This window comes from Pseudoxanthomonas sp. F11 (assembly GCF_037046485.1).
Lineage (GTDB): Bacteria > Pseudomonadota > Gammaproteobacteria > Xanthomonadales > Xanthomonadaceae > Pseudoxanthomonas_A.
In genome coordinates, this window is sequence record NZ_JBANLZ010000001.1 from 468,941 (window position 1) to 492,604 (window position 23,664).

Genomic DNA, 23,664 nt, shown 5'->3' on the forward strand with positions numbered 1-23,664 from the left:
ACGGTCACCAGCCACCGCTTGTCGGTGACGATCGCCGCGCGCGCGAACCGACCGAACTCGCCCAGCTTCGATGCTGCATAGCGCAGGTCCTTCCCGATCGCCCGATCGCCTCCAGCGACACGCCCTGCATGTCGCTGAGGTCGCTCAGCACGGCAATGCGCGGAAACTGCGCCAGCCGCGCTTCCAGGTCGGCGATGCAGGCATCGTAGTCCTCGCTGCTGAGCTGGCCGGTGAACCGGTACGCGGCCAAATATGGCGGGCTGGTCAGGGTTTCGATCATGCAGTCACTCCCTCATGCGGAAGCGGCGACCATAGCCGCCGCCGTGCACGAGGGCGTCAAAACGACTTCACGAAGCTGGATCGCGGGTCAGGTCGCGCCCCATCACCATTTCGATGACGCGTGAAGAGCCGCCTTCGTGGAAGCCCGTCTGCGAAGCGAACTCGCGGGGATTGTGGAAGGTACCGAACAACAGGTCGAACACCGGAAGTTCGGAGTAGTTCTGCCGGTGCAGGCCGCGCGCATGGTGCCAGGAATGCATCTCCGGCCGCTCCACGAACCAGCCCAGCCAACGCGGGGTGCGCACGTTGGTGTGGGTCAGCATCGCCAGCAGCGTGGCCGCCAGCAGCGCCGCCGTCGTGGCCTCCGGACTCAGGCCGACGATCACCGTCAGCGCCAGGCTGCCGACGGCCGTCCAGCCCAACGTGTCCAACGGGCTGAACCAGAAGGCGCTGAAGGTATCGAGCCGCTCGGTGCTGTGGTGCAGCTGGTGGCCGAAGCGCCACAGCCAGTCGTTGCCGTGGATGGCGCGATGCCAGGCGTAGGCGCAAGCCTGGTAGACCAGCAGCCCGACCAGCCCGCCGACAGGCCAGGCCAGATGGCTCAGGTCGAACAGTTGCAACGGCAGCAGGAACTGCGTCCACAGCATCGGCAGATAGGAGGACAGCAGGAAGTAGAACACCGCCGCGAGCAGGCCGCGCGTACGCCAGCGTGCGATGCGCGGCAGGACACGCGCGGGGGCGATCGCCTCCCACAGCATCAGCACGACGTACATGCCGAAGAAGGCGAAGGACAGCGGATGCAGAAGGACTTCAAGGGGCGTTGGCATGGCGGTAACGGCTCTGTTCTACTACGGGGGAGGCGGCACGATACGGGCCGCTGCACCTCGACACCGCAGCCATTTCCGCCGCCAACCTGACATTTCCGTCATGCCGCGCCGTGAACGCCCCACCATCGCCCTGCTCGCCACCCACGGCGCCGCCGCCTCTGTGCTGTACGGCATGTACGATCTGTTCCACTCGGCCGGCCGCGACTGGCCGCCGATGATCGGCCTGCCGCCGGGCGAATCGGCCTTTCATCCGCTGATCGTGGCACGCGACACCGCGCCACTGAACGTCGTCAACGACATCGTGGTCACCCCCCAGGTCGCCCTGCGCGACCTGCCCGCGCCGGACTACATCTGCATCCCCGACCTGGCGATCTATCCCGGCGACATCGCCCTGCATGGCTACGAAGAAGAAGCCCGCTGGCTGCGCGACTGCCACGAACGCGGCAGCGTGATCGCCGCGGCCTGCACCGGTGCCATGCTGCTCGCCGAAACCGGGCTGCTCGATGGCCACGACGCGACCACGCACTGGGCCTACTGCGACGCGCTCGCAACGCGCCACCCCAACGTGCGCGTGCACCCGCAGCGTGTCGTCGTCACCGCCGGCCCTGACCAGCGGCTGGTGATGGGCGGCGGCGGCTCCAGCTGGCACGACCTTTCGCTCTACCTGATCGCGCGCGTGGCCGGGATCGAATGCGCGATGCAGACCGCGCGCGTGTTCCTGATCGACTGGCACCAGACCGGCCAGCAGCCGTTCGCCAGCCTGGCGCGCACGCGGACGACCTCCGACGCGGCCGTCTCGCAGGCGCAGGTGTGGATCGCGCAGCACTACGACACACCCGCGCCCGTCGCCGGCATGCTGCAGGCCAGCGGCCTGGCCGAGCGCACCTTTGCGCGCCGCTTCCAGCAGGCCACCGGATTGTCGCCGCTGGAGTACGTGCACACGCTGCGCCTGGAAGAAGCCAAGCAGCACCTGGAAACCGGCGACGAGGCCGTCGAAGCCATCGCACAGGCCGTGGGTTACGAGGATGCCGCGTACTTCAGCCGGCTGTTCCGGCGGAAGGTGGGCTTGTCGCCGGCCCAGTACCGCCGGCGCTTCGGCGGCATGCGCCGGATGCTGCGGGACGCGGGCGCACGTTAGCCCGCGTCGATCCGGCGCAGCGACCAAAACCCGATGTCGCGCCGCACGCGGTAACCGAGGCGTTCGTACAGACCCAGCGCACGCGGATTCTCGTAGCTGACGTGCAGGAACGGCTGCCGACCTCGCGACAGTGTGTCGTTGGTCAGCCAGGTGGTGAGGTGACCCGCGTAGCCAAGCCCATGGAACTCGGGATGCGTGCAGATCGCGCTCATCTCGCGATGGCCGTCGTCGCCCAGGCGCTCGCCGATCATCGCGGCCAGGCGGCCGTCGCGATAGATGCCGAAGTAGCGCCCCAGGTCCATCGTCTTCACGCGGAAATAGTGCGGGTACACCAAGGCGGTCAGCGCTAGCACGTCGGCCCGCCGTGCATCGCCCAGCGGCACGATCTCCGGACCCTCCACCGATGCCAGCGGTGCGTCGCACACCATCTGCGCGAGCGGGCGGAACGCCTGCAACTGCCATCCCGCCGGCAGCGTGGGTACCACCCCAAGCAGATACACCGACTCTCCCGGCGCCACCAGGGAGCCGAGCGCATCGCCCACGCGCACGGCCGCGTCGGGCACGCCCAGGAAGGGCGCGTAGTCGGTCGGATAGCGTGCCACGTCGCCGGCGCGCAGGGCGATGCTGTTGTGGATCGAAGCGAGGGCGGACCAGAACGGGTTGTCGAGGGGCGTCGTCATCGGCGTGCACGCGGGAGGAATCAAGATTATCCCTGCAGGGGACCCCGGTGCATCCGGCGGGGGCGCTCCGTATGCTGCGCGCATGCCCATATTGCCCGCCTTCCGTTCCCTGCTCCGCGCCGCGGCCTTCACGTCCGTGCTACTGCTGGCCGGCTGCGTCACCGCCCCGCCCACTCCCACGCGCGCCCCGGCCGACACGCGCAGTGAGATCGTGCGGCGCATGCCGGCCAAGGTGTCCGACCGCGAGGGGTGGGCGGCCGACATCGAGACGGCGTTCGCCGCGCAGCGCATCGAACCCACCAGCGAGAACATCTGTGCGGTGCTGGCCATCACCGAACAGGAATCCGGTTACGTCGCCAACCCGTCGGTCGCCAATCTTCCGAAGATCGCCCGTGGCGAGATCGACCGCCGCGCCGCCGCCCTGCATGTACCGAAGTTCATGGTCGACGCGGCACTGGCAGTGCGCTCGCCCGACGGCCGCCGCTATGCCGAGCGCCTGCGCGAGGTGCGCACCGAGCGCGACCTCAGCGACCTCTACGAAGACTTGATCGGCAGCGTGCCGCTGGGCAAGCGGCTGTTCGCCGACTACAACCCGGTGCAGACCGGCGGGCCGATGCAGGTGGGCATCCCGTTCGCCGAAGCCAATGCCTCGCGCTATCCCTATCCGGTCGAAGGCAGCATCCGCGACGAAGTATTCACCCGGCGCGGCGGCCTGTACTTCGGCATCGCCCATCTGCTGGGCTACCAGACGCCGTACACGCGCAAGGTGCACCGCTTCGCCGACTACAACGCCGGCTGGTACGCCAGCCGCAATGCGGCGTTCCAGAACGCCGTGGGCATCGCCGCCGGCGTGACCCTGGCGCTCGACGGCGATCTGCTGAACCCGGGCGCCCCGATGGACAAGCCCGGTCAGACCGAACGCGCCGTGCGCCGCCTGGCCGGCGAGCTGCGCATGGACGAGCGCGAAATCCGTGAGGCGCTGCAGCGCGGTAGTCGCCTCGATTTCGACGACACCCTGCTGTATGCGCGGCTTTACGCGCTGGCGGAAGCACGCGCCGGCAAGCCGCTGCCGCGCGCGATGATCCCGGGCATCACGCTGGAGAGCCCGAAGATCACCCGCGAACTGACCACGGCGTGGTTCGCCACCCGCGTGGACGAACGCTACCGCCGTTGCATGCAGCGATAGATCGCACTCAGCCGCCCAGCGCCGCCCATCCGTGCGCGAACGACTGCCACGCCTGCGTTCCCGGCACGACGTGCATCAGCACGAAGTTCAGCGCGAACACCGCGGCGACGAAGCGGAACACGCCGCGCCCGCGTGGCGCTGCGCGATCGAAGGCGATCAGTACGGCCAGGATCGCGAAGGTCAGCGCATAGCCGCCCCATGACGGATTGAAACGCGCGCCTTCGGGCAGCAACGCCAGCATCAGGCGCGCGGCCGCCGGATCGATCATCACCAGGGCCGTGGCGACCATGTAGCGCGCGTGCAGGGCCGGTTCGCGCCGGTGGACGATGGCCAAACCCCAGAACAGCGCCAGCATCAGCGAGGCGGCGGTGCCCAGATACAGCAGCATCGATTGCAGGCCGAACATCTCCGGCGGGGCGGCCGCGATCCGCAGGTGCGACAGCCACAGTGCCGTCAGCAGTACACCGGGCATCACACCGTATGAGAACTGGCCGATCTGCCGGTGCAGCGCCATCCGCCGCGTGCGGATCAGCCAGGGCTGCACCAGCAGCATCGCCATCCAGACCAGCATCAGGCCGGCGTGCAGATGCGTGACCGCGTCGGCCAGGCCCAGGCGGCTGAAATAGGTCTTCCAGAAGCCCACGCCCACCAAGGCCACCAGGCCCCACATCCACGCGCCGCTGCCGATGCCCCACAGGGCCGCTCGGCGCGGCACCGCGCCCGTTGCAGAAACCGCCATCACGCCACCTTCGTCTTGATCGTGGCAGGTTGAACGCCCCCGTTGGCGGGCACCGGCCAGCCGCCTGTCGAATTCCGTCCTCCCCGTTCGTCATGTTCAGGAAGGCGTCATTCCGGCGCCCTGATTCCGGAGGTTTCCCCATGCCGTACATCGATGGTTTCGTGGCCGCCGTGCCCAGCGCCAACAAGCAGAAGTTCATCGACCACGCCCACCTCGGCGACCCCGTATTCATCGAACAGGGCGCAACCCGCGTGGTCGAGTGCTGGGAGGACGATGTGCCCGATGGCAAGGTCACCGACTTCCGCCGCGCCGTGCAGGCCAAGCCCGAGGAGAGCGTGGTGTTCTCCTGGATCGAATGGCCGGACAAGCCGACCCGCGACGAGGGAATGAAGAAGATGATGGACGACCCGCGCATGTCCCCGGAGAACAATCCCATGCCGTTCGACGGCAAGCGCCTGATCTATGGCGGCTTCGTGCCGACGCTGGAACTGGGCGACGGCGCCACGCCTTCGTCCTACGTGGACGGCTTCGTCCTCGCCGCGCCGACGAAGGCCAAGGCCGCGTTCACCGATTACGCCACCACCTTCGACACGATCTTCATGGGCTTCGGCGCCACGCGCATCATCGAGGGCTGGGGCGACGACGTGCCGCGCGGCACGCAGACGGATTTCTTCCGCGCGGTGGAAGCGAAGGACGACGAGACCGTGGCGTTCTCATGGGTGGAGTGGCCGGACAAGGCCACGCGCGATGCCGGCATGCAGAAGATGATGGAAGACCCGCGCATGGATCCGTCGAACAAGGACAATCCGCCGATGCCCTTCGATGGACAGCGCATGGTGTTCGGCGGATTCACGCCCGTAGTGGAGCTGCGCGCCTAGGCTTCGTCCCCGGCCATCGCCGGCCCCAGGCGGGCGATGGCATGCCGACCCGGCCGTCGCGAGTCTCAGCGATCCTCCGACAGCGCATGCAGGATGTCCACGTAGGACTTCTCGATGTCGGCCAGGCCCGCCGCTTTCACGCCCTGCGCGGGATGGATCAGCATGAACTCGTCCGGCCCGTGCGCGCCCGTGCCGTATCCCAGCCCGCCGAACACGAACGGCAGGCCCAGCGTGCGCGTGAACTGGTAGAACGGCGCGCTGCCTCCCAGCCACGGCGACACCCGCGCAGGCGCCCCGTACTTGTTGAGCACGCCCAGCATGGCCTGCACCAGAGGGGCGTCGACCGACGTGGACGCGGCGGGATATCCGGACAGGGGGCGTATCACGATGTCGTCGAAGCCCTTCGCATCCAGGTGCGCACGGATCATCCGGTAGGCATCCTCCGGCTCGAGACCGGGCGGCAGGCGGGAGTCCATCTTGGCCGTCGCGACGTGCGGCAGGATGGTCTTCATGCCTTCGCCGGTATAACCGCTCCACAGCCCATCCACATTGAGCGTCGGCTCGAACAGGTCGCGCACGATGGCATCGCGTCCGGTCAGCCCATCGATCCAGCGCGATACGCCCAGGCTGCGTTGCTGCGCGGCATCGTCGGAATCGGCTGCCAGCGCATTGACCAGGCGCTGCTGCTCCCGGGTGGGCGGCCTCACCGGCGCGTAATAGCCCGGAATGGCGATGGTGTTGCCGTCCGGCGTGGTCATGGAGGCGATGGCCTGCACCAGCCGCAGCGTGGGCGAATCCACGAGCGATTTCACCGAACCATGCACTTCGGACCGGGCCGGCCCTCCCCAGGCGCCTCCCTTCGATTCGAGTTCGAAGTACACGATGCCCTTCACGCCCAGGTTCAGCGACGCGGAGCCGTCGGGCCGCTGGATATTCATCGGAAAGAACGCGCCATCGGCCTTGCGGAGCCGATCCAGCCACGGCTCGAAGATCCGTCCGACGTTCGGCGAGCCCAGTTCCTCCTCGCCCTCGGCGACGACGTACAGGTTCACCGGCAGCGTGCCTGTGGTCTTGATCATCGCGTCCAGTGCGTTGAGGAACGCCCGCTGCGGTCCTTTCTGGTTGGTCGCGCCGCGCGCCATCAGCACCGTGCCGTGTTCGTTCTCCACCAGCGATCCGGCGAAGGGATCCTCGATGCGCCAGTTCTCCTCCACCGGCTGCACGTCGTACATCATGTATACCACCAGCGTGCGGGCGGCTCCGGCATCGTAGTAGCCCAGCACGCCGGGATGACCGGGCGTCTCTACCTGCCTCACCTCATCGAACCCCAGCGCGCGCAGATCGTCGGCGACCATGGCCGCCATCGCATCGATGCCATCGTCCTGCGCGCTGATGGAGCGTTGCCTTACCCAACGCTGCAGGTGGGCGACATGCGCCTCCAGGTCCGCCTCGATGCGCGCGTACACCGCATCGTGGCGCCCCGCATAGGCCGGCACGCGCGACGCGTCGAAGGCCTCCTCGGTTTGCCATGCGTAGGCGGGGCGCGGGGAATCCGCGGCGCGGGCGGCAAGCGCGGTCGCGCACGACAACGCAAGGACAATACTGGCCGAAAGCGCACGCATGCCGGGCATCACGACTCCCTGTGGGTTGCAATGCCCGGACCTTACACGAGCGAGATCGCACGCGTCGCGACGCAGACGACGTTTCGCGACAGGCCCCGCGACTCAGGGCGGTTCAATCGTGTGGCGCGCCATGCCGCCGGCTTGTGCAGGCCGGCGGCCACGCGGGATCGGCTCCGGGCACGAGATCGACCAGGAAGAACTCGCCCGATGCCGGCCCGTCGGCTTGCGCGAACATCAGGCGCTTCGCATCCGGCGACAACAGGGGGCCGACCTGGAACACGTCCTCGCGCGCGGGTACGCGGCCGCGTTCGCGCCAGCCGTCCGCTTTCAGATCGTAGACGTACAACTGCGAACGTACGCCACGATTGGCCACGACCACCAGCACGCGGCCATCGCGCGACAGGTCGGCCTCGTACTCGTCGCCGGGCGTATTGATTGGCGCTGGCAGCGGTTCGACGTCCCAGCGACCATCGTCACGCGGCGTGGCGAAGTAGAGATCCCTGCCCCCGATCCCGCCGGGCCGGTGCGAGCCGAACAGCAGGCGGCCGTCGGCCAGCGGGCGCGGCAGCAGTTCGGTCTGTGGGGAGTTGACCGGTCCCGGAAGGCGCTCGGGTTCACCCCACTGTCCGTCGGAACCGCGCGCCACGCGCCAGATATCGAGATCGCCCGCATTCGCCCGGTCGCTGGCGTAGTAAAGCCATCCGCCGTCGGGGCTGTAGGCGGGATCGGTCTCCAGCGCGGCGCCGGGGCCGGAGAACGCGGGTTCGCGGTCTTCAATCCACTGCCCGTTTTCGCAACGCGACATGCGCAGCCGGTATCGATCGAACGCCGGGGGCGCCCGGAAGAACATCAGCTCGCGTCCGTCGGGAGAGAACACGGGCGATGACTCGTACTGATCGGTGCTGAGAGCATGAGGCGTCCAGCGCGCCGGCGGCGCCGGCACCTGCAGATCGCCGGCCGACACATCGCGACACCAGAGTCCCAGCACGATCCCGCAGGCGGACGACAACAGGCGCATCCTCATGATCCGTCTCCCTTGAGCCGGCGCCACCCTACCCGGGTTCGCCCCGTGCGCGTAGCGAGCATTCCACAACGCAGCCTTGAGCTCGATTCAACGGACCGCCGCTTCCGCTCAAGCCGGCAGGCCTATACGGTATTCGCTTCCCGAGACGGAGGTGGACCATGAACCGAACAGGTGGCTGCCGCTGCGGCGCAGTGCGCTACACACTGAGCGCGGCGCCCTTTGCGGTGCGGTTGTGCTGGTGCCGCGACTGCCAGTACTGGAGCACCGGCAATGCGGCGGTGAATATGCTCGTCCCGCGCCATGCCGTGCGGGTGGACGGTGAACTGGAAGGCTGGGACAGCATGGCCGAGAGCGGAAACCACATGCGGCGCTCGTTCTGCCCCCGGTGTGGGACCCCGATGTTCAGCGAGGCGCGCGAGAACACCGAACGCATGGTGATCCGCGTGGGCACGCTCGACGATGCCACCGGCATCGTGCCGACCACCGTCATCTGGACCGACTCGGCGCCAGCATGGGCCCCTATCGATCCGGCCCTGCAGGCGTTCCCGCGACAACCCTGAATCAGTCTTCCCGCTTGCGCAGGCGTTCAGGAATGCGCCGCCGCGGCGCCTGCGCCTGGCGCTCGTCCATCTCGCGCACGCGCCGGCCGGCCTCGCGGACCAGGTCCGGCAACAGGTGCGTCTCGGGCAGATGCTTCCAGTATTTCTGCGGCATCTCCTGCCGCATCATCCGCGTATTGAGGCGCGCGGGATTGAAGATGTTGGCGTAGTAGGTGCGCCAGAGCGCATCCTCCGCATCATCGGCCGGCGCGTCGGCGCGCACCGCACCCTCGCCCGCCCACAGATGTTCGCCATCCCACTGCACGCTGCGATAAGGGGTGAGGATGGCCCAGCGCATTCCGGCGAAGCGGCGCATGAAGAACGGCGCCACGCGATCGACGATGTAGTGGTCCGGCTCGAACCAGGCGATGTAGGCATCGTCTTCGCCCTCAACCTGGCGGAAGCGCACGAACGCCTTCATCTTGTGCGTATCGCGACGGACGGCCTGGGCCCAGCGCGCCGCGCGATGCACGTCGGCATCGGTGGCGCGATCCAGCAGCGCGCGCTCCCCGTTGCCGATGCGCCACAGCAGACGGTACAGCAACGCGTGCCGGCCCGGATCGCGATGGCAGAGCACCGAGGCCGCGAACGCCATGAACTCCGCCGGCACCGACAGGCCCTGCCGGCGTGCCGGCTGATCGGTGACGGCGGCGCTGGCAAGTAGTTCTCCCTGCGCATCCGCCTGCCATTCCACAACGTCCGGCGGCAGGCCGGCCTCCCATGCGTGGCGCGCCTGCGCACGCCACGCATCCAGATCCCAGGCCGGGGTGACGGTGGCGCGGAACATCGTGTGCTTCAGCCGAACAGATCGGCCTGGCGCGGCGCCGGGGCCAGCTCGCGACGCAGGCGCCCCGGATCGTCCAGCCGCTGGCGTGGGTGGTGGTCCAGCAGCACCACGAACGGCAGCAGCTTCTGCAGCGGCGCGCGCAAGCGCGCAAGGTCGGCCACGCGCAGCCTGCCCTGGCGGCGCGAATCGACGATGCGCTGGACGTTGCGTGCGCCCAGCCCGGGGACGCGCAGCAGCATCTCGCGCGGCGCCGTGTTGAGATCGACCGGGAAGCGATCCGGATGGCGCAGCGCCCATGCCAGTTTGGGGTCGATGTCCAGATCCAGCATGCCGCCCTGCCCCGGAACGTCCTCGACGATTTCCTTCACGTCGAACCCGTAGAAGCGCAACAGCCAGTCGGCCTGGTAGAGGCGGTGCTCGCGCAGCAGCGGCGGCGCGCGCACAGGCAGTTGGGTGGAGGCATCGGGGATGGGACTGAAGGCGGAGTAATACACCCGACGCATGCGGAACTGGCGGTACAGCGCGTCGCTGCTGACCAGGATCGCGCGGTCGTCCGCGGCATCGGCACCGACGATCATCTGCGTGCTCTGCCCGGCCGGCGCGAATTTCGGCGGTCGGCGGCGTTTCGGCTGCGCTTCCTGCTTGCTGGGCCTGGCCGCGAGGATGCGCGTGTGCAGCTCGCCCATGGCGGCACGGATGCCTGGCGCATCTTTCTGCGGCGCCAGCTGCTTCAGGCCGGCTTCCGTCGGGAGTTCCACGTTGATGCTCAAGCGGTCGGCGTAGCGACCGGCTGCGGCCAGCAGTTCGGGAGACGCCTCGGGAATCGTCTTCAGGTGGATGTAGCCGGCGAACCGGTGGTCCTCGCGCAGGCTCCGCGCCACTTCCACCAGCTGCTCCATGGTGTAGTCGCCATTGCGGATGATGCCGCTGGAGAGGAACAGCCCTTCGATGTAGTTGCGCTTGTAGAACTCCAGCGTCAGTCGCACCACCTCGGCGGTGGCGAAGCGCGCGCGCGGAACGTTGCTGGATACGCGGTTGACGCAGTAGGCGCAGTCGTAGATGCAGAAATTGGTCAGCAGGATCTTGAGCAGCGATACGCAACGCCCGTCCGGCGTATACGAATGGCAGATGCCCATGCCTTCGGTGCTGCCGATGCCGCCCTTGCCCAATGAGTGCCGCTTCCCCGCGCCGCTGGATGCGCAGGAGGCGTCGTACTTGGCCGCATCGGCCAGGATCGCCAGCTTGTCTTTCAGTTGCATGGCGGGATTCTAGCGAGCGACCGCATGCAGGGAGTGAGACGATCCGTCATGACCCTGAAGCCGACGGCACATACCGACGACTTGCGGACAGGACGCGACACGTCCTGTCCGCGAAGCCGTCACAAGCGCGGCGACGCGTTCAGAAGTCGAAGCGTGCCGCGATGGAGATCGGCACCGAGACGCGCTTGCCGGTGTCGTTGATGGAGCCCAGCCCCAGTCCGCCGATGGCGCTGTCGTCGCCTTCCAGGTCGGCGACATAGCGCACGCCCGCCTGCGCGGTGATGCTGAAGGCCTCACTGACCGGGATCAACACGCCCACGTCCACGCCGGCGGTGGCCGCCCACTTCTTCTCGGTGAACGGCGCGTTGGCGATGGTGATGGCGGCATCGGGTATCTCGAATGTCGCGCGGATGTCGTCGGTCTGGGTGGCGCCCAGACGACCGGCGACGAACGGACGCGCCGAACCTGGCTGCATGAAGTAGTAGCGATAGCCGGCTTCCAGGCTGAGCGCCTTGTAATCGCTGAACGTGCCGTACACCGGCAGTTCGGTATTGAGCGCCGGCACGAAGGCGCCGCCTACGCGTACCGTGCCCGGGTCGGCTTCGGTACGGCGCACCTGACCGAAGACTTCCGCACGGTCGCTCAGCCCATAGGAGAACTCCAGACCGTAGGTGAGTGCCTGATCGTAGATGTCCTCATGACTGCGCGGCTGGATACGCAGTTCGGCGCTGACGCCGGCCAGGTCGGGATTGAGCGGCCCCAGGTCGGGCACGGGCGCCACCGCGCCGTCGTGCACGTCGCCGCTGATGGGCGTGTCCGCGCCGCCGAACAGCGACATCGAGAACTTGCCTTGTTCCGGGCCTGCCGCAAACGCCGGAGCGGAAACGGCAAACAGCATCAAGCCAGCCAGCCTTGTGTTCATGGTGATGGTATCCAGAGGTGATGGGTGGAGTTCCGCGGCGATATGCACACGGCCTTTCCCCTACGCGGCATCGCGCCGCTTGGATTCACTCCGATGCAGAAATCGCGGCGAGCACACTGCATTCACGCGTCGTCGACGTGCATTAACAGGCATGTATGGAAGCGGGATGTCCCGCACGCGCAGAGCGCTCCACAACGCCGATGAAGATAACCGCTGTGTGCGCGGCGTCTCCCATCGAGCGGGGAGCACGGAATGGCGCCGACATCCGCGTTGAAACGATGCGCATGCCAACACGGCGACGCCGGACGCGCGATACCGCGAAGGGCGATGGCATGCAAGAATCGCGCACCCCGACCGGAGGCGACCGTGCCGACATTCCCCGCCCTTTCCGAGACGCCCCCGCTGCACGCCACGTTCAATCCGCTGATCCGGTCGTACCTGGTGGCGATGGTGGCGTGGTACCTGCTGTTGTCCATCTTCGGCGCACCGCTGATCCTGGTATGGGTACTGGGGCCCGGACAATGGTGGGCGAGGCACTATTTCGACCGGCTGGGCTGCACGCTGGACGACCGCACGCTGCAGTTCCGCAAGGGCATCCTGTTCCGGGTGGAGAAGACGATCCCGCTGGAGAACATCCAGGATGTGACCTTCATCGAAGGCCCCATCCTTCGGCTTTACCACCTGAGCATCCTGCGGGTGGAAACCGCGGGCCAGAGTCCCGGCCAGGCGCACAGCATGCAGCTGGTCGGCATCGTCGACGCGCATGCGCTGCGCGACGAGATCCTCGCCCGTCGCGAGCGACTGCGGATGCAGCGCGCGATGCCCTCCTTCGATGCGGGAACGCCGCATGAGACGCTGGAGGCGATACGCCTTCGCCTGGATGAAATCGCCGCCATGATGCGGGCGCGCCAGAGAGCCCCGTGAACCCCAGGGCGCCAGCGCGTCCCGCTACAGCTTGAACAGCGGCTGCAGCCGTTGCGCCAGCCAGCCGGGGAAGCGCAGCGGCGCGTCCAGCGCGGATACGCAGATGCAGGCGGTGCCGGGCACGGTGACCGGCTGGTGTTCGACGCCGCTGTCGAGATCGGCGATGTCGCCCGGTGCGAACTGACCCAGCGCATCGTGGTAGGCGCCGCGCAGGATCTGGGTCAGCTCGGTACCGCCGTGGCTGTGCACCGGCATGCTGCGGCCGGGACCGATCTTCAGCATCAGCAGGGTGCCGCTGCGAGTGCCGGCAGCGCGGATGCAGTGCACACCCGGCGCCATCCAGCGCCACTTCAGTGCGCGGTACGAGGCGCCGAAGTACGGATGCAGGGGCGCCGGCAGCCGGTCGTCGTCCTCGTAGGGCGTGCCACGAGGGGCCGCGATGGGTGCCGGCGGCAGCGGTGCGTCCAGCTGTTCCAGCATGGAGGCACGCAGGCCGGCCAGTCGGGACGACGACAGCGCCGGCTGCTGGTGTTCGACCAGCTGCCCGCCGATGCGTTCGGCCTCGTCCACACGCGCGCGGCAGTGCGCGCAGGTCTCCAGATGGGTGGCGGCGACGACGGCCATCTCCACGGCCAGCGCGCCGGCTGCGTAGCTGACCACGGTGGAGGGGTCGAGATGATGGTGCGGGTTCACGGCTGACCTCGTACTTGGCCCTGCAGGCGCAGGAACGCGCGCCGCAGGTGCGACTTCACCGTACCCAGCGGCATCTGCAGCTCGTCGGCGATTTCCTGGTGGCTCTTGGCTTCGAAGTAGGACATGCGCATCAGCCGCGCCTGCACGGCCGGCAGGTCTTCGATGCGGCGCTGCAGGTGCACGTGCTCGGCATAATCCTCGGCCGACGTGAACGGCCGCGCCAGTTCCTCGTCGCTGGCGGGCGCAGCCTCTTCCAGCACCTGCACCCAGCCCGGCTCGCGCCGGATGCGGTCGATGTGCAGGTTGCGGCCGATGCGGAACAGCCAGGTGGAGACCGCACCCTGCTGCGGGTCGTACATGGAGGCGCGCTGCCACACGCGCAGCAGGGCTTCCTGGGCCAGTTCCTCGGCCACGGCCTCGGGACTGCCCAGACCGCGCAGGTACAGGCACAGGCGCGGCATGAAGTGGTCGTACAGGCGCATGAAGGCCGCGCGGTCGCGCGACCGCGCCACCGACAGCATGTCGGCGGTCCAGTCGTGCGCGTCGCGCGTTAGGGGCGTAGGCGTGGACACCGGGGATGCGGCCCGAAGGGGCGGCGGTCTCCTTGTGAAGTCGGTGGGCATGGTATGCCAGGTCCCGGTGCGTGCGTGATGACGGTCTCTACGAAGATGACCGGGGTTCGGATGCAGACCGGGGCCGGTGGCATAGGCATCCGCTGGCCCTCCCCCGCCGTACAGGCCTCCGCCCTACCGTACGGTGCCGCCCATGTCCCGCCAAACCCTGCGCCTGTTGGCCACGCTGCTGCTGATCACGCCCCCCGCCCTCGCCGGCACCGATGTCCTGCGCCAGGAGGCCATCGCCTACGCCCGCAAGGGCGACACCGTGCTCTATCGCGAATCCCACTGGCGCTACCGGCAGGAGGGGGTGGCGCGGCGCCTGGTGCTGTACCGATGCCCCGACGGCCGCGCGTTCGCCCGCAAGACCGTGGTGGAACGGCCTGCCGCGCAGGCGCCCGACTTCGACTTCGAGGATGCGCGCGACGGCTATCGCGAGGGGGTACGCACCGGCCCCGGCGGGCGCGTGGTCTACGTCAGGGACGTCGGGAACGCCCGTCCGAAGGAGCGCACCCTGTCGACGCCGCCAGGTGCCGTCATCGATGCCGGCTTCGACGCCAGCGTGCGCCAGCACTGGGACGCGCTGCGTTCGGGGCGCGGGGTCACCCAGCCCTTCCTGCTGCCGAGCCGCTTCGCGTTCGTCCCGGTCAAGCTGCAGCCGGGCCCGGCCGTGCGCTGGAACGGCGTGCCCGCCCAGCGCCTGTCGATGAAGCTGGACCGCTGGTACGGTTTCGTGGCGCCGACGATGGAACTGACGTATGCCAGCGAGGACCGGCGCCTGCTGGAATTCGCCGGCATCGCGACCATCCGCGACGAAGACGGCCGCCACCAGGACGTGCGCATCGTGTTCCCGCAGGCGGCCGCGCCTGCCGATGCACGTGCGTTGCAGGGCGCGCTGGCGACGCCGCTGGTGCGTCAGTGCCGCGGATGACCAGGCGTCTTCACGCATCCAATACCGCCGCTGCGCCGTAGTGATGAACGACGCAACCGAGACCCCCGCGATGCCGGCCAGCGATTCCTCCCCTTCCATGCCGGTCCGCCGTGCCGCCTCCGTCTTGCGCCGCTGGTTCGACACCCAGGCCCACGGCGACGACGGCGGGCAGCCGGACCGCATCGACTGGCTGCGCGTCGTGCCCTTCATCGGCCTGCACCTGGCGTGCGTCGCCGTGGTCTGGGTCGGGGTGTCGCCGGTCGCCGTGGCCGTGGCGGCGGTGCTGTACGCGGTGCGGATGTTCGCCATCACCGGCTTCTACCACCGGTACTTCTCGCACCGCACCTTCCGCACCTCGCGGGTGCTGCAGTTCGTGTTCGCGCTGATCGGCGCCTCCAGCGTCCAGCGCGGACCGCTGTGGTGGGCCGCGCACCATCGCAACCACCACCGCCACGCCGACACCCCCGCCGACCCGCACTCACCGAATCAGCGCGGGTTCTGGTGGAGCCATGCGGGCTGGTTCCTGACCCGTGAAGGCTTCCGCACCGACTGGTCACGTATCCCCGACCTGGCGCGCTACCCCGAGCTGCGCTGGCTCGACCGCTATGACACGGTGGTACCGGTACTGCTGGCCGCTGCCCTCTACGGGCTGGGCGCACTGCTGGAACGCACATCCCCGCAGCTTGGCACCAGCGGTCCGCAGATGCTGGTGTGGGGCTTCTTCGTCTCCACCGTCGTGCTGTTCCATGCCACGGTGACCATCAATTCGCTGGCCCACCGGTTCGGCCGCCGCCGTTTCGACACCCACGACGACAGCCGCAACAATCTCTGGCTCGCCCTGCTGACCTTCGGCGAGGGCTGGCACAACAACCATCATTTCTTCCCCGGCACCGCACGCCAGGGCTTCCGCTGGTGGGAGATCGACCTGACCTGGTACGGCCTGCGCGCGATGGCGCTGCTCGGGCTGGTGCGCGACCTCAAGCCGGTACCCGAATGGGTATTGGCCAAGGCGAGGCGCTGAGCATGCGCATTGCGGTCATCGGATCCGGCATCGCCGGCCTGGCTTCGGCGTGGTGGCTGTCGCAGCGGCACGAGGTGATGCTGTTCGAAGCCAACGACTACCTCGGCGGCCACACGCATACCCACACCGTCGAACAGGCGGGCCGCGACTACCGCATCGACAGCGGCTTCATCGTGTTCAACCCGGACCACTATCCGCTGCTGTGCGGATTGTTCGACGAACTCGGCGTGGCATCGCAGCCGACCACGATGAGTTTTTCCGTGCACAGCGAACGCAGCGGCGTCGAATACAACGCGACCTCGCTGGATGCGCTGTTCTGCCAGCGCCGCAACCTGGTGTCGCCGCGGTTCTGGGGCATGCTGCGCGACCTGGCGCGTTTCTATCGGGAGGCGCCCGCGCTGCTCGAGGGCGATGCCACCGGACCCACTCTGGGCGACTGGCTGCAGGCCGGCGGCTACGGCGACGCCTTCCGCGACGAGCATCTGGTGCCGATGGCGTCCGCGCTGTGGTCCTCGCCACCGCAGGGCATCCTGGCGTTCCCGGCGCGGTACCTGGTGCAGTTCATGGCCAACCACCACATGCTGACGCTGGGCACCCGTCCGCCCTGGCGCGTGGTGGCCGGCGGCTCGGCGACGTACGTGGAAGCGCTGCGCCGTCGCTGGCACGTACAGGAGCGACTGTACACGCCCGTGCAGGTGGTACGGCGTGATGCCGATGGTGTCGAACTGGATACGCTGCGCGGCCGCGAGCGCTTCGACCACGTGGTGCTGGCCTGCCACAGCGACGATGCGCTGCGGCTGATGCACGACGCCGACGCGCGCGAGCGCGACATCCTCGGAGCGATCCGTTACCAGTCCAACGACACCGTGCTGCACACCGACGCGCGCCTGCTGCCACAGCGCCGCAAGGCCTGGGCCGCATGGAACGCGCACGTGCCGCGCGACCCGTCGGCGCCGTGCACCGTCAGCTACTGCATGAACCTGCTGCAGGGGGTCCAGTCGCCCGAGCCGTTCGTGGTGACCCTCAACCGCAGCGAGGCGATCGATCCGGCGCGCATCTTGCGCCGCATGCATTACCGCCACCCCGTTTACGACCATGCGATGGTGGCCGCGCAGCGCCGCAAGAGGGAGATCCAGGGACGCCGGCGCACCTGGTTCGCAGGCGCCTACTGGGGTTGGGGCTTCCACGAAGACGGCATCCGCAGTGCACGCGAGGTGGTCGATGCCATCGAGGCGGTGCCCGTCGATGCGCCTGCCCCCCGCCACGTTGAAGCGGTGAACGCGTGAACGCGCCCCTGGCGAGCGCCGTGTATGAAGGGTGGGTACGGCATCGCCGACATACACCCCGCCCGCACGCCTTCCGCTATCGCATGGCCCAGCTCTATCTGGACCTGGACGAAATCGACACGCTGTTCGACCGCCGCTGGCTGTGGTCGGTGAATCGCCGCAACCTGGCCGAATTCCGTCGCAGCGATTATCTGGCGCCTCACGACCGGCCGTTGGCCGAGGTCGTGCGGGACCGCGTCGGGCGCGCGTCGGGCCATCGCCCGCAGGGACCGGTCCGCCTGCTGACGCACCTGCGCTACGGTGGCTACGTCTTCAACCCGGTCAGCTTCTACTACTGCTTCCAACCGGACGGCACCACGCTGGATGCCGTACTGGCCGAGATCACCAACACACCGTGGCGCGAGCGGCACAGCTACGTGCTGCCGGTTCGCGATGGCGTGGCGTACGGCGATGGCTGGGAGTGGGGCTTCGACAAGACCTTCCATGTGTCGCCTTTCCTGCCGATGGACTGCGCCTACCGCTGGCGCCTCGCCCGGCCCGACGACGCGCTGCGCGTGCACATGCAGGTCGACCGCGAAGGACGGCGCGCCTTCGACGCCACCCTCACCCTGTTGCGCCAGCCGCTGGACGGCCGTTCGCTGGCGCGTGTGCTGTGGCGCTATCCGCTGATGACGGCGCAGGTGATGACCGGCATCCACTGGCAGGCGCTGCGCCTGTGGCTCAAGCGCACGCCCGTCCACGACCATCCTTCCCTTGCCCGCGAGACCCCATGAACCAGATCGCCGACGTCACTGCCGTTTCCTCGTACGGCGCGCTCGACCGCCTGTTGCGCTCGCAACTGCTTGCGCGACTGGACGCGCTGGATCACGGCCTGCTGGTGGTCCGCGACGCGCTGGGCGAGCATCGCTTCGGACGCACCGGCGGGGACGCGCTGCCCACCGTGCACCTGTGGATCGACGATCCATCGTTCTACCGCGCGGTCGCGGCACAGGGCAGCGTCGGCGCAGGCGAGGCCTACATCGCCGGACAATGGCGATGCGACGACCTGGTGGGCCTGGTGCGCCTGCTGGTACGCAATCGCGAGTTGCTGGACGGCATGGAGGGCGGGCTTGCGCGGCTGGGGGGCTGGGCGCTGCGCAGCTGGCACGCACTCCGCCGCAACACGCGCGAGGGCAGCCGCCGCAACATCGCGGCGCACTACGACCTGGGCAACGATTTCTTCGCACTGTTCCTGTCCGCGGACCTGATGTACTCCTCGGCGATGTTCGCGTCCCCCGACGAGGATCTGGAAACGGCCTCGTACCGCAAGCTCGATGCCGTATGTCGCAAGCTGGCGCTTTCGCCGAGCGACCGGGTGATCGAGATCGGCACCGGCTGGGGCGGTTTCGCCCTGCACGCGGCGCGCCACTACGGTGCGCATGTGACCACCACCACGATCTCGCGCGAACAGCATGCGCTGGCCAGCCAGCGCGTGGCGGACGCCGGCCTGCAGGACCGGGTGACCCTGCTGCTGCAGGACTACCGCGACCTGCAGGGACAGTACGACAAGCTGGTCTCCATCGAGATGATCGAAGCGATCGGCGCGCCTTATCTGGAGACGTTCTTCGGCAAGCTGGGGTCGCTGTTGCGGCCCGGCGGACAGGCGCTGCTGCAGGCCATCACCATCGAGGATCATCGCTACGTGCAGGCGCGCGACTCGGTGGACTACATCAAGCGCTTCGTCTTCCCGGGCAGCTTCATTCCTTCGCTCAATGCCATGTACGGCGCGAAGACCCGCGCCAGCGACCTGCAGGTCGTCCACCAGGAGGACTTCGGCCTGTCGTATGCGTACACCCTGCGCGCGTGGCGACGCCGCTTCATGACCCGGCTGGCGGAGGTGCGCGCGCAGGGCTTCGACGAGCGCTTCATCCGCCTGTGGGAGTTCTACCTGGCCTATTGCGAAGGGGGCTTCCTGGAGCGGTCCATCGGCGTCTCGCATGTGCTGATGGCCCGTCCCGGCCACCCCTCGGGGGCCGCATGAGTCTCCTGCACTCGCTCGGCTGGGTGGCCCTGGTCGCCGCCGCGGTGATGACGCTGGGCTGGCTGTGGCAGCGGCGCCACCAGAACGCGGGCATCGTCGACGTGCTGTGGTCGGCCTGCGTGGGCGGCAGCGCGATCCTGCTTGCTGTGCTGGGCGACGGCGCGTGGCAGGCGCGCGCCACACTGGCGGTGCTCGGCGGCGTGTGGGGTGCGCGACTGGCGTTGCACCTTTGGCATCGCGTGCGCAGCGAGCCCGAGGACGGACGCTACCGCTACCTGCGCGAGCATTGGCAGGGGCATCAGGGCAAGTTCTTTCTGTTCTTCATGGCGCAGGCGCTGTTGGTGGTGCTGTTCGCCTTGCCCTTCGCCGCCGCGGCGCGCAGTCCGGTCGATGCCGCATGGCCGTGGATCGTGCTGGCGGTGGCCATCTGGGTGGGCAGCGTGGCCGGCGAGACCATCGCCGACCGCCAGCTGGCGCGCTTCCGTGCCAATCCGGCCAATCGCGGCAGGACCTGCCGCGAGGGCCTGTGGCGTTACTCGCGCCATCCCAACTATTTCTTCGAATGGCTGCACTGGTTCGCCTATGTCGCGTTGGCCGTCGGATCGCCCTGGCAGGGGTTGTCGTGGTGCGGGCCGGTCGTGATGTACGTATTCCTGCGCTGGATCAGTGGCATTCCCTATACCGAGGCGCAGGCGCTGCGCACCCGCGGTGACGAGTACCGCGAGTACCAGCGCACCACGCCGATGCTGTTCCCCTGGTTTCCCAAATCCGCCACCAAGGAGGCGACACGATGAACGCGATGGTGGAAGAACTGGCGGCCGACCGGGCCGCTCCCGGCCTGCTGGGCCTGGCCGAGCGCGGCCTGTTGCCCGATGCGCTGATCCGTGCCGGCATCCGGCGGCTGTGCGCGCAGCGGCTGCGCGACGAGACCGCGGGCGGCCAACAGGCGCAGTCGGCGCTGCTGGCGCAACGCCTGCGCGCCTTGCGCCAGGGCGCGCTGGCCGTGCACACCGATGCCGCCAACCGGCAGCACTACGAACTGCCGGCCGATTTCTTTCTGCGCTGCCTAGGCCACAGGCTCAAGTACAGCAGTTGCTACTACCCCACGGGCCTGGAAACGCTGGACCAGGCGGAGGACGCGATGCTGGCGCTGTACGGCGAACGCGCTGCGCTCGCCGACGGCCAGGACATCCTGGAGCTGGGCTGCGGCTGGGGTTCGCTGACGCTGTGGATGGCCGAGCGCTATCCGAGCGCGCGCATCACGGCGGTCTCGAACTCGCACTCCCAACGCCAGTTCATCGAGGCACGCTGCGCCGAGCGCGGCCTGCGCAACGTGCGCGTCATCACCTGCGACGTGAACCAGCTGCAGCTGGAACCGCGGGCCTTCGACCGTTGCGTGTCGGTGGAGATGTTCGAGCACGTCAGCAACCACGCCGCCCTGATGCGCCGCATCCATGACGCCCTGCGCCCGGGCGGCGCACTGTTCGTGCACATCTTCGTTCACCGCCACCTGATGTATCCGTTCGAGACCCAGGGCGAGGACAACTGGATGGGCCGGCACTTCTTCACCGGCGGCATGATGCCGTCGGCGGACCTGCTGCTGTTCTTCCAGGACCATCTGCACCTTCAGGAACGCTGGCTGCTCGACGGCACGCACTATCAGCGCACCGCCAACCACTGGCTGGCCAATCATGATGCGCGACGGGGCGAGGTGATGACCGTACTGCGCGCTGCCTACGGCGACGCAGCGCCGTTGTGGAATCAGCGTTGGCGGATGTTCTGGATGGCCTGTGCGGAACTGTTCGGCTATCGCGACGGTCAGGAATGGCTGGTGGCCCACTATCGCTTCCAGCGGCCGGCGCGGGAGCACTGACATGCGTACCCTGCCCTTCGTGCTGCTCGCCCTGATGGTCGCCACCACCACCGCCGCCTGCCGCTCCGGCAACGTCAAGCCGTCCATCCCCACCGCGGCACCGGTCGATGTGGACCGCTTCATGGGCGACTGGTACGTCATCGCGCATATCCCCTCGTTCCCCGAGCGCGACGCCTATGCCGCCGTGGAGTCGTACGCGAAGCTGCCGGACGGCCGCATCCAGACCACGTTCCGCTTCCGCAAGGGCGCATTGGACGGACCGGAGAAGACGATGCATCCGGTCGGCACGGTCACCCCCGGCACGGGCGGTGCGGTGTGGGGCATGCAGTTCATCTGGCCGATCCAGGCCGAGTACGTCATTGCGTACGTGGACGCCGACTACCAGCAGACGATCGTGGGACGCAGCAAGCGCGACTATGTGTGGCTGATGGCGCGCACGCCGCGGATATCCGACGCGGACTATGCGGCACGGATCAGGCAGATACAGGCATTGGGATACGACGTATCGAAGATCCGGCGCGTGCCGCACGCACTGTAAATCCCAACTGTGTAATCAAGCTTACTTGGCCACGGGTCAGCACCCGCTTCCTGCGCCTTGCCGCGCGCGCTAATGTGATGGGACCGCAGCCTGCACCACGCTGCGTCCGTCGCCTCAAGTCGCGCGTCCTCCCGCCGATGCCATGGGGAATGGACTCGACGATGACGGGGTCTGGCAAGGTTGCACTGGGGGCTGCATGGCGACACCACAGATCCACACTGCGGACGCGCTGCGCCAGCGCATCGCCGACGCGGTGTGCCACGAGAAGATCCATCCCGCCTACCAACCCATCGTCTGCCTGCGCACCCGTGCCATCCACGGGTTGGAAGTGCTGGCGCGTTGGCACGATCCCGACTTCGGCGCCGTGCCACCGAAGGATTTCATTCCCATCGCGCTGCAGGCTTCGTTGTTGCCGCTGCTGACCCTGAATCTGGTGCGCCGCGCCTGCGCGGAAGCCAGCGCGTGGCCTGGCCGCTTCTGCCTGGCGTTCAACGTGCCGCCATCGCTGCTGCAGGACGCACCGGCGGTGCGCCTGCTGCTGGAGGCGATGGCCGAGTCGTCGTTCCCGCTGGACCGCATCTGCATCGAGATGACCGAGGACGAGCTGGTCGAGGACGAACCCGCGGCCGAACGGGCTTTCGGCTACCTGAAATCCCACGGCATCCGCGTGGCCCTGGACGATTTCGGCACCGGATTCTCCAGCATGGTGCGGCTGAGCCGCTTCGGCTTCGACGAACTGAAGATCGATGGCAGCCTGATCCAGCGACTGACCACCGACCGCGAGAGCCGCAAGGTGGTCTCGGCCATCATCGGCCTGGGCCACAGCTTGGACGTGCCGGTCGTGGCCGAGTGGGTGGAGACCGATGCACAGGCGGACGTGCTGCGCGAGCTGGGCTGCGATTTCGCCCAGGGTTGGCTGACGGGTCGGCCCATGCCGGGCGACGCCGCGGCCCGTCTGCTGGCCACGGCACCGGTATCCGCCGCGTCGCCCGCATCGCAGCCGCTGTCGCCCTACCTGCGCCAGCACCAGCTGTCCTCGCTCTACAACAGCGCACCGGTGGGCCTGGCGTTCCTGGACCTGGACATGCGCTACGCGGCGGCGAACACGCAGTTCGCGCGCATGGTGGGCCGGCCGCCCTGCGAGATCGTGGGTTCGCATGTCCGACAGGTCTACGCGCCGGACATCGCGGAGTGGATCGTGCAGGCATCGCAACGGATCCTGGACAGCGGCGACACCTCCCGCATCGAGTTCCGCTTTCCGGGCCGCGAAGAGACCTTTCTGGTGGTCGGCTCACGGGTGACCGATGAAACGGCCCAGCCCATCGGCATCTCCGTGGTCAGCATCGACATCACCGACCGCAAGCGTGTCGAGGAAGAGCTGCGCGCCCGCGAAGCGACCTATCGCGCCGTCGTGGAACTGGGGCCCTACGTGCTGTGGGTCAGCGATGCCGCCGGCACCCTCACCTACATCAGCCCCGTCCCGCAAGAGCCGGACGGCTGCTCGATGGAGGCGCGCATGGCCGCCTGGTATGCACGCATGGACGCGAACGACCGCGTGCGCGTGCGCGCCGAATGGCTGGCCGCCGTACACACCCGCGACGCCTTCGAGACCCGCTTCCGCCTGCGCTGGTTCGACGACCGCTGGCGCTGGGTCTCCAGCCGGGCCACGCCCCGGACAGCCCCCGACGGTACCCGCAGCTGGTTCGGCGTGTTTACCGACATTTCGCGGCAGGTGGAACTGGAGCAGCAGTTGGCAAGGCGGGATCAGGTGCCTCCCACACCGGACTGACGGGGCGGACCGTCGTATCCGCCCCCGGGAGGAGG

General features: G+C 68.3%; 24 protein-coding genes and 2 pseudogenes. 15 read left to right on the forward strand and 11 right to left on the reverse strand.

Annotated elements, in window-relative coordinates:
- Window positions 1–4: 4 nt before the first annotated feature.
- Window positions 5–280 carry an STAS/SEC14 domain-containing protein gene (locus V8246_RS02385; protein WP_336187761.1) on the reverse strand — a complete coding sequence of 92 codons (276 nt, stop codon included), beginning with the start codon at window positions 278–280 and terminating at the stop codon, window positions 5–7.
- A 67-nt stretch (window positions 281–347) separates the two neighbouring features.
- On the reverse strand, window positions 348–1,106 hold the full coding sequence (locus V8246_RS02390; protein ID WP_336187762.1) for a sterol desaturase family protein: 759 nt from the start codon (window positions 1,104–1,106) through the stop codon (window positions 348–350).
- Window positions 1,107–1,206: 100 nt separating this feature from the next.
- Between V8246_RS02390 and V8246_RS02395 the strand changes: the two genes are divergently transcribed.
- Window positions 1,207–2,244: a helix-turn-helix domain-containing protein gene (locus V8246_RS02395; protein WP_336187763.1), complete on the forward strand. Its 1,038-nt coding sequence runs from the start codon at window positions 1,207–1,209 to the stop codon at window positions 2,242–2,244.
- Here the strand turns inward: V8246_RS02395 and V8246_RS02400 are convergent.
- Complete coding sequence (locus V8246_RS02400) at window positions 2,241–2,924, reverse strand: GNAT family N-acetyltransferase (protein ID WP_336187764.1); 684 nt, start codon at window positions 2,922–2,924, stop codon at window positions 2,241–2,243. The two genes, V8246_RS02395 and V8246_RS02400, sit on opposite strands and share 4 nt — an antisense overlap.
- Before the next feature lie 82 nt (window positions 2,925–3,006).
- On the opposite strand from V8246_RS02400, the gene V8246_RS02405 reads away from it, so the two are divergent.
- Window positions 3,007–4,110 carry a DUF1615 domain-containing protein gene (locus V8246_RS02405; protein ID WP_336187765.1) on the forward strand — a complete coding sequence of 368 codons (1,104 nt, stop codon included), beginning with the start codon at window positions 3,007–3,009 and terminating at the stop codon, window positions 4,108–4,110.
- A 7-nt stretch (window positions 4,111–4,117) separates the two neighbouring features.
- Here the strand turns inward: V8246_RS02405 and V8246_RS02410 are convergent, their stop codons facing one another.
- Entirely contained in the window at window positions 4,118–4,849 is a 732-nt protein-coding gene (locus tag V8246_RS02410; protein WP_336187766.1) for a hypothetical protein, read from the reverse strand.
- 140 nt (window positions 4,850–4,989) lie between these two features.
- On the opposite strand from V8246_RS02410, the pseudogene V8246_RS02415 reads away from it, so the two are divergent.
- Window positions 4,990–5,352: pseudogene (locus V8246_RS02415) on the forward strand (DUF1428 domain-containing protein); the annotation flags it as partial.
- Window positions 5,338–5,727, forward strand: coding sequence for a DUF1428 domain-containing protein (locus tag V8246_RS02420; RefSeq protein WP_336188314.1), 390 nt, complete (start codon window positions 5,338–5,340; stop codon window positions 5,725–5,727). The pseudogene V8246_RS02415 and the gene V8246_RS02420, both read left to right, overlap by 15 nt.
- A 65-nt stretch (window positions 5,728–5,792) precedes the next feature.
- On the opposite strand, the gene V8246_RS02425 is transcribed toward V8246_RS02420, so the two are convergent.
- Window positions 5,793–7,358, reverse strand: coding sequence for a M20/M25/M40 family metallo-hydrolase (locus V8246_RS02425; protein WP_336187767.1), 1,566 nt, complete (start codon window positions 7,356–7,358; stop codon window positions 5,793–5,795).
- A 103-nt stretch (window positions 7,359–7,461) separates the two neighbouring features.
- Window positions 7,462–8,373 (reverse strand): hypothetical protein, encoded by a 912-nt coding sequence (locus V8246_RS02430; RefSeq protein WP_336187768.1) that lies wholly within the window; start codon window positions 8,371–8,373, stop codon window positions 7,462–7,464.
- 158 nt (window positions 8,374–8,531) lie between these two features.
- Here V8246_RS02430 and V8246_RS02435 point away from each other — a divergent pair, with 158 nt between their 5' ends.
- Window positions 8,532–8,933, forward strand: coding sequence for a GFA family protein (locus tag V8246_RS02435; RefSeq protein WP_336187769.1), 402 nt, complete (start codon window positions 8,532–8,534; stop codon window positions 8,931–8,933).
- Between the two features lie 28 nt (window positions 8,934–8,961).
- Here V8246_RS02435 and V8246_RS02440 read toward each other — a convergent pair.
- The 3 genes and pseudogenes from V8246_RS02440 to V8246_RS02450 all read right to left on the reverse strand — a co-directional run.
- Window positions 8,962–9,759, reverse strand: a pseudogene (locus V8246_RS02440) (TIGR03915 family putative DNA repair protein); the annotation flags it as partial.
- Window positions 9,760–9,767: 8 nt separating this feature from the next.
- Window positions 9,768–11,018, reverse strand: coding sequence for a putative DNA modification/repair radical SAM protein (locus tag V8246_RS02445; RefSeq protein WP_336187770.1), 1,251 nt, complete (start codon window positions 11,016–11,018; stop codon window positions 9,768–9,770).
- A 139-nt stretch (window positions 11,019–11,157) separates the two neighbouring features.
- Complete coding sequence (locus V8246_RS02450; RefSeq protein ID WP_336187771.1) at window positions 11,158–11,916, reverse strand: hypothetical protein; 759 nt, start codon at window positions 11,914–11,916, stop codon at window positions 11,158–11,160.
- A gap of 390 nt (window positions 11,917–12,306) precedes the next feature.
- Between V8246_RS02450 and V8246_RS02455 the strand changes: the two genes are divergently transcribed.
- Window positions 12,307–12,864 (forward strand): PH domain-containing protein, encoded by a 558-nt coding sequence (locus V8246_RS02455; RefSeq protein ID WP_336187772.1) that lies wholly within the window; start codon window positions 12,307–12,309, stop codon window positions 12,862–12,864.
- A 24-nt stretch (window positions 12,865–12,888) separates the two neighbouring features.
- Here the strand turns inward: V8246_RS02455 and V8246_RS02460 are convergent, their stop codons facing one another.
- Window positions 12,889–13,557: a ChrR family anti-sigma-E factor gene (locus V8246_RS02460; protein WP_336187773.1), complete on the reverse strand. Its 669-nt coding sequence runs from the start codon at window positions 13,555–13,557 to the stop codon at window positions 12,889–12,891.
- Window positions 13,554–14,078, reverse strand: coding sequence for a sigma-70 family RNA polymerase sigma factor (locus V8246_RS02465; protein ID WP_336188315.1), 525 nt, complete (start codon window positions 14,076–14,078; stop codon window positions 13,554–13,556). The genes V8246_RS02460 and V8246_RS02465 overlap by 4 nt, the downstream gene beginning before the upstream one ends.
- A gap of 244 nt (window positions 14,079–14,322) precedes the next feature.
- On the opposite strand from V8246_RS02465, the gene V8246_RS02470 reads away from it, so the two are divergent.
- The 9 genes from V8246_RS02470 to V8246_RS02510 all read left to right on the forward strand — a co-directional run bounded on the left by V8246_RS02470 (window position 14,323) and on the right by V8246_RS02510 (window position 23,629).
- The gene (locus tag V8246_RS02470) at window positions 14,323–15,102 is read left to right on the forward strand and encodes a hypothetical protein (RefSeq protein ID WP_336187774.1); all 780 of its coding nucleotides are present in this window, start codon (window positions 14,323–14,325) and stop codon (window positions 15,100–15,102) included.
- A gap of 97 nt (window positions 15,103–15,199) precedes the next feature.
- Entirely contained in the window at window positions 15,200–16,123 is a 924-nt protein-coding gene (locus V8246_RS02475; RefSeq protein WP_336188316.1) for an acyl-CoA desaturase, read from the forward strand.
- A gap of 2 nt (window positions 16,124–16,125) precedes the next feature.
- Window positions 16,126–17,409 carry an FAD-dependent oxidoreductase gene (locus tag V8246_RS02480; protein ID WP_336187775.1) on the forward strand — a complete coding sequence of 428 codons (1,284 nt, stop codon included), beginning with the start codon at window positions 16,126–16,128 and terminating at the stop codon, window positions 17,407–17,409.
- Between the two features lie 8 nt (window positions 17,410–17,417).
- Window positions 17,418–18,182, forward strand: coding sequence for a DUF1365 domain-containing protein (locus V8246_RS02485; protein WP_336188317.1), 765 nt, complete (start codon window positions 17,418–17,420; stop codon window positions 18,180–18,182).
- On the forward strand, window positions 18,179–19,429 hold the full coding sequence (locus V8246_RS02490) for a cyclopropane-fatty-acyl-phospholipid synthase family protein (RefSeq protein ID WP_336187776.1): 1,251 nt from the start codon (window positions 18,179–18,181) through the stop codon (window positions 19,427–19,429). The genes V8246_RS02485 and V8246_RS02490 overlap by 4 nt, the downstream gene beginning before the upstream one ends.
- Window positions 19,430–19,434: 5 nt before the next feature.
- Window positions 19,435–20,223: a DUF1295 domain-containing protein gene (locus tag V8246_RS02495; protein WP_336188318.1), complete on the forward strand. Its 789-nt coding sequence runs from the start codon at window positions 19,435–19,437 to the stop codon at window positions 20,221–20,223.
- Window positions 20,220–21,302 carry a cyclopropane-fatty-acyl-phospholipid synthase family protein gene (locus tag V8246_RS02500; RefSeq protein WP_336187777.1) on the forward strand — a complete coding sequence of 361 codons (1,083 nt, stop codon included), beginning with the start codon at window positions 20,220–20,222 and terminating at the stop codon, window positions 21,300–21,302. Before V8246_RS02495 ends, V8246_RS02500 begins: the two co-directional genes overlap by 4 nt.
- 1 nt (window position 21,303) lies before the next feature.
- On the forward strand, window positions 21,304–21,840 hold the full coding sequence (locus tag V8246_RS02505; RefSeq protein WP_336187778.1) for a lipocalin family protein: 537 nt from the start codon (window positions 21,304–21,306) through the stop codon (window positions 21,838–21,840).
- Between the two features lie 196 nt (window positions 21,841–22,036).
- Entirely contained in the window at window positions 22,037–23,629 is a 1,593-nt protein-coding gene (locus V8246_RS02510; RefSeq protein ID WP_336187779.1) for an EAL domain-containing protein, read from the forward strand.
- The last annotated feature ends 35 nt before the right edge of the window (window positions 23,630–23,664 follow it).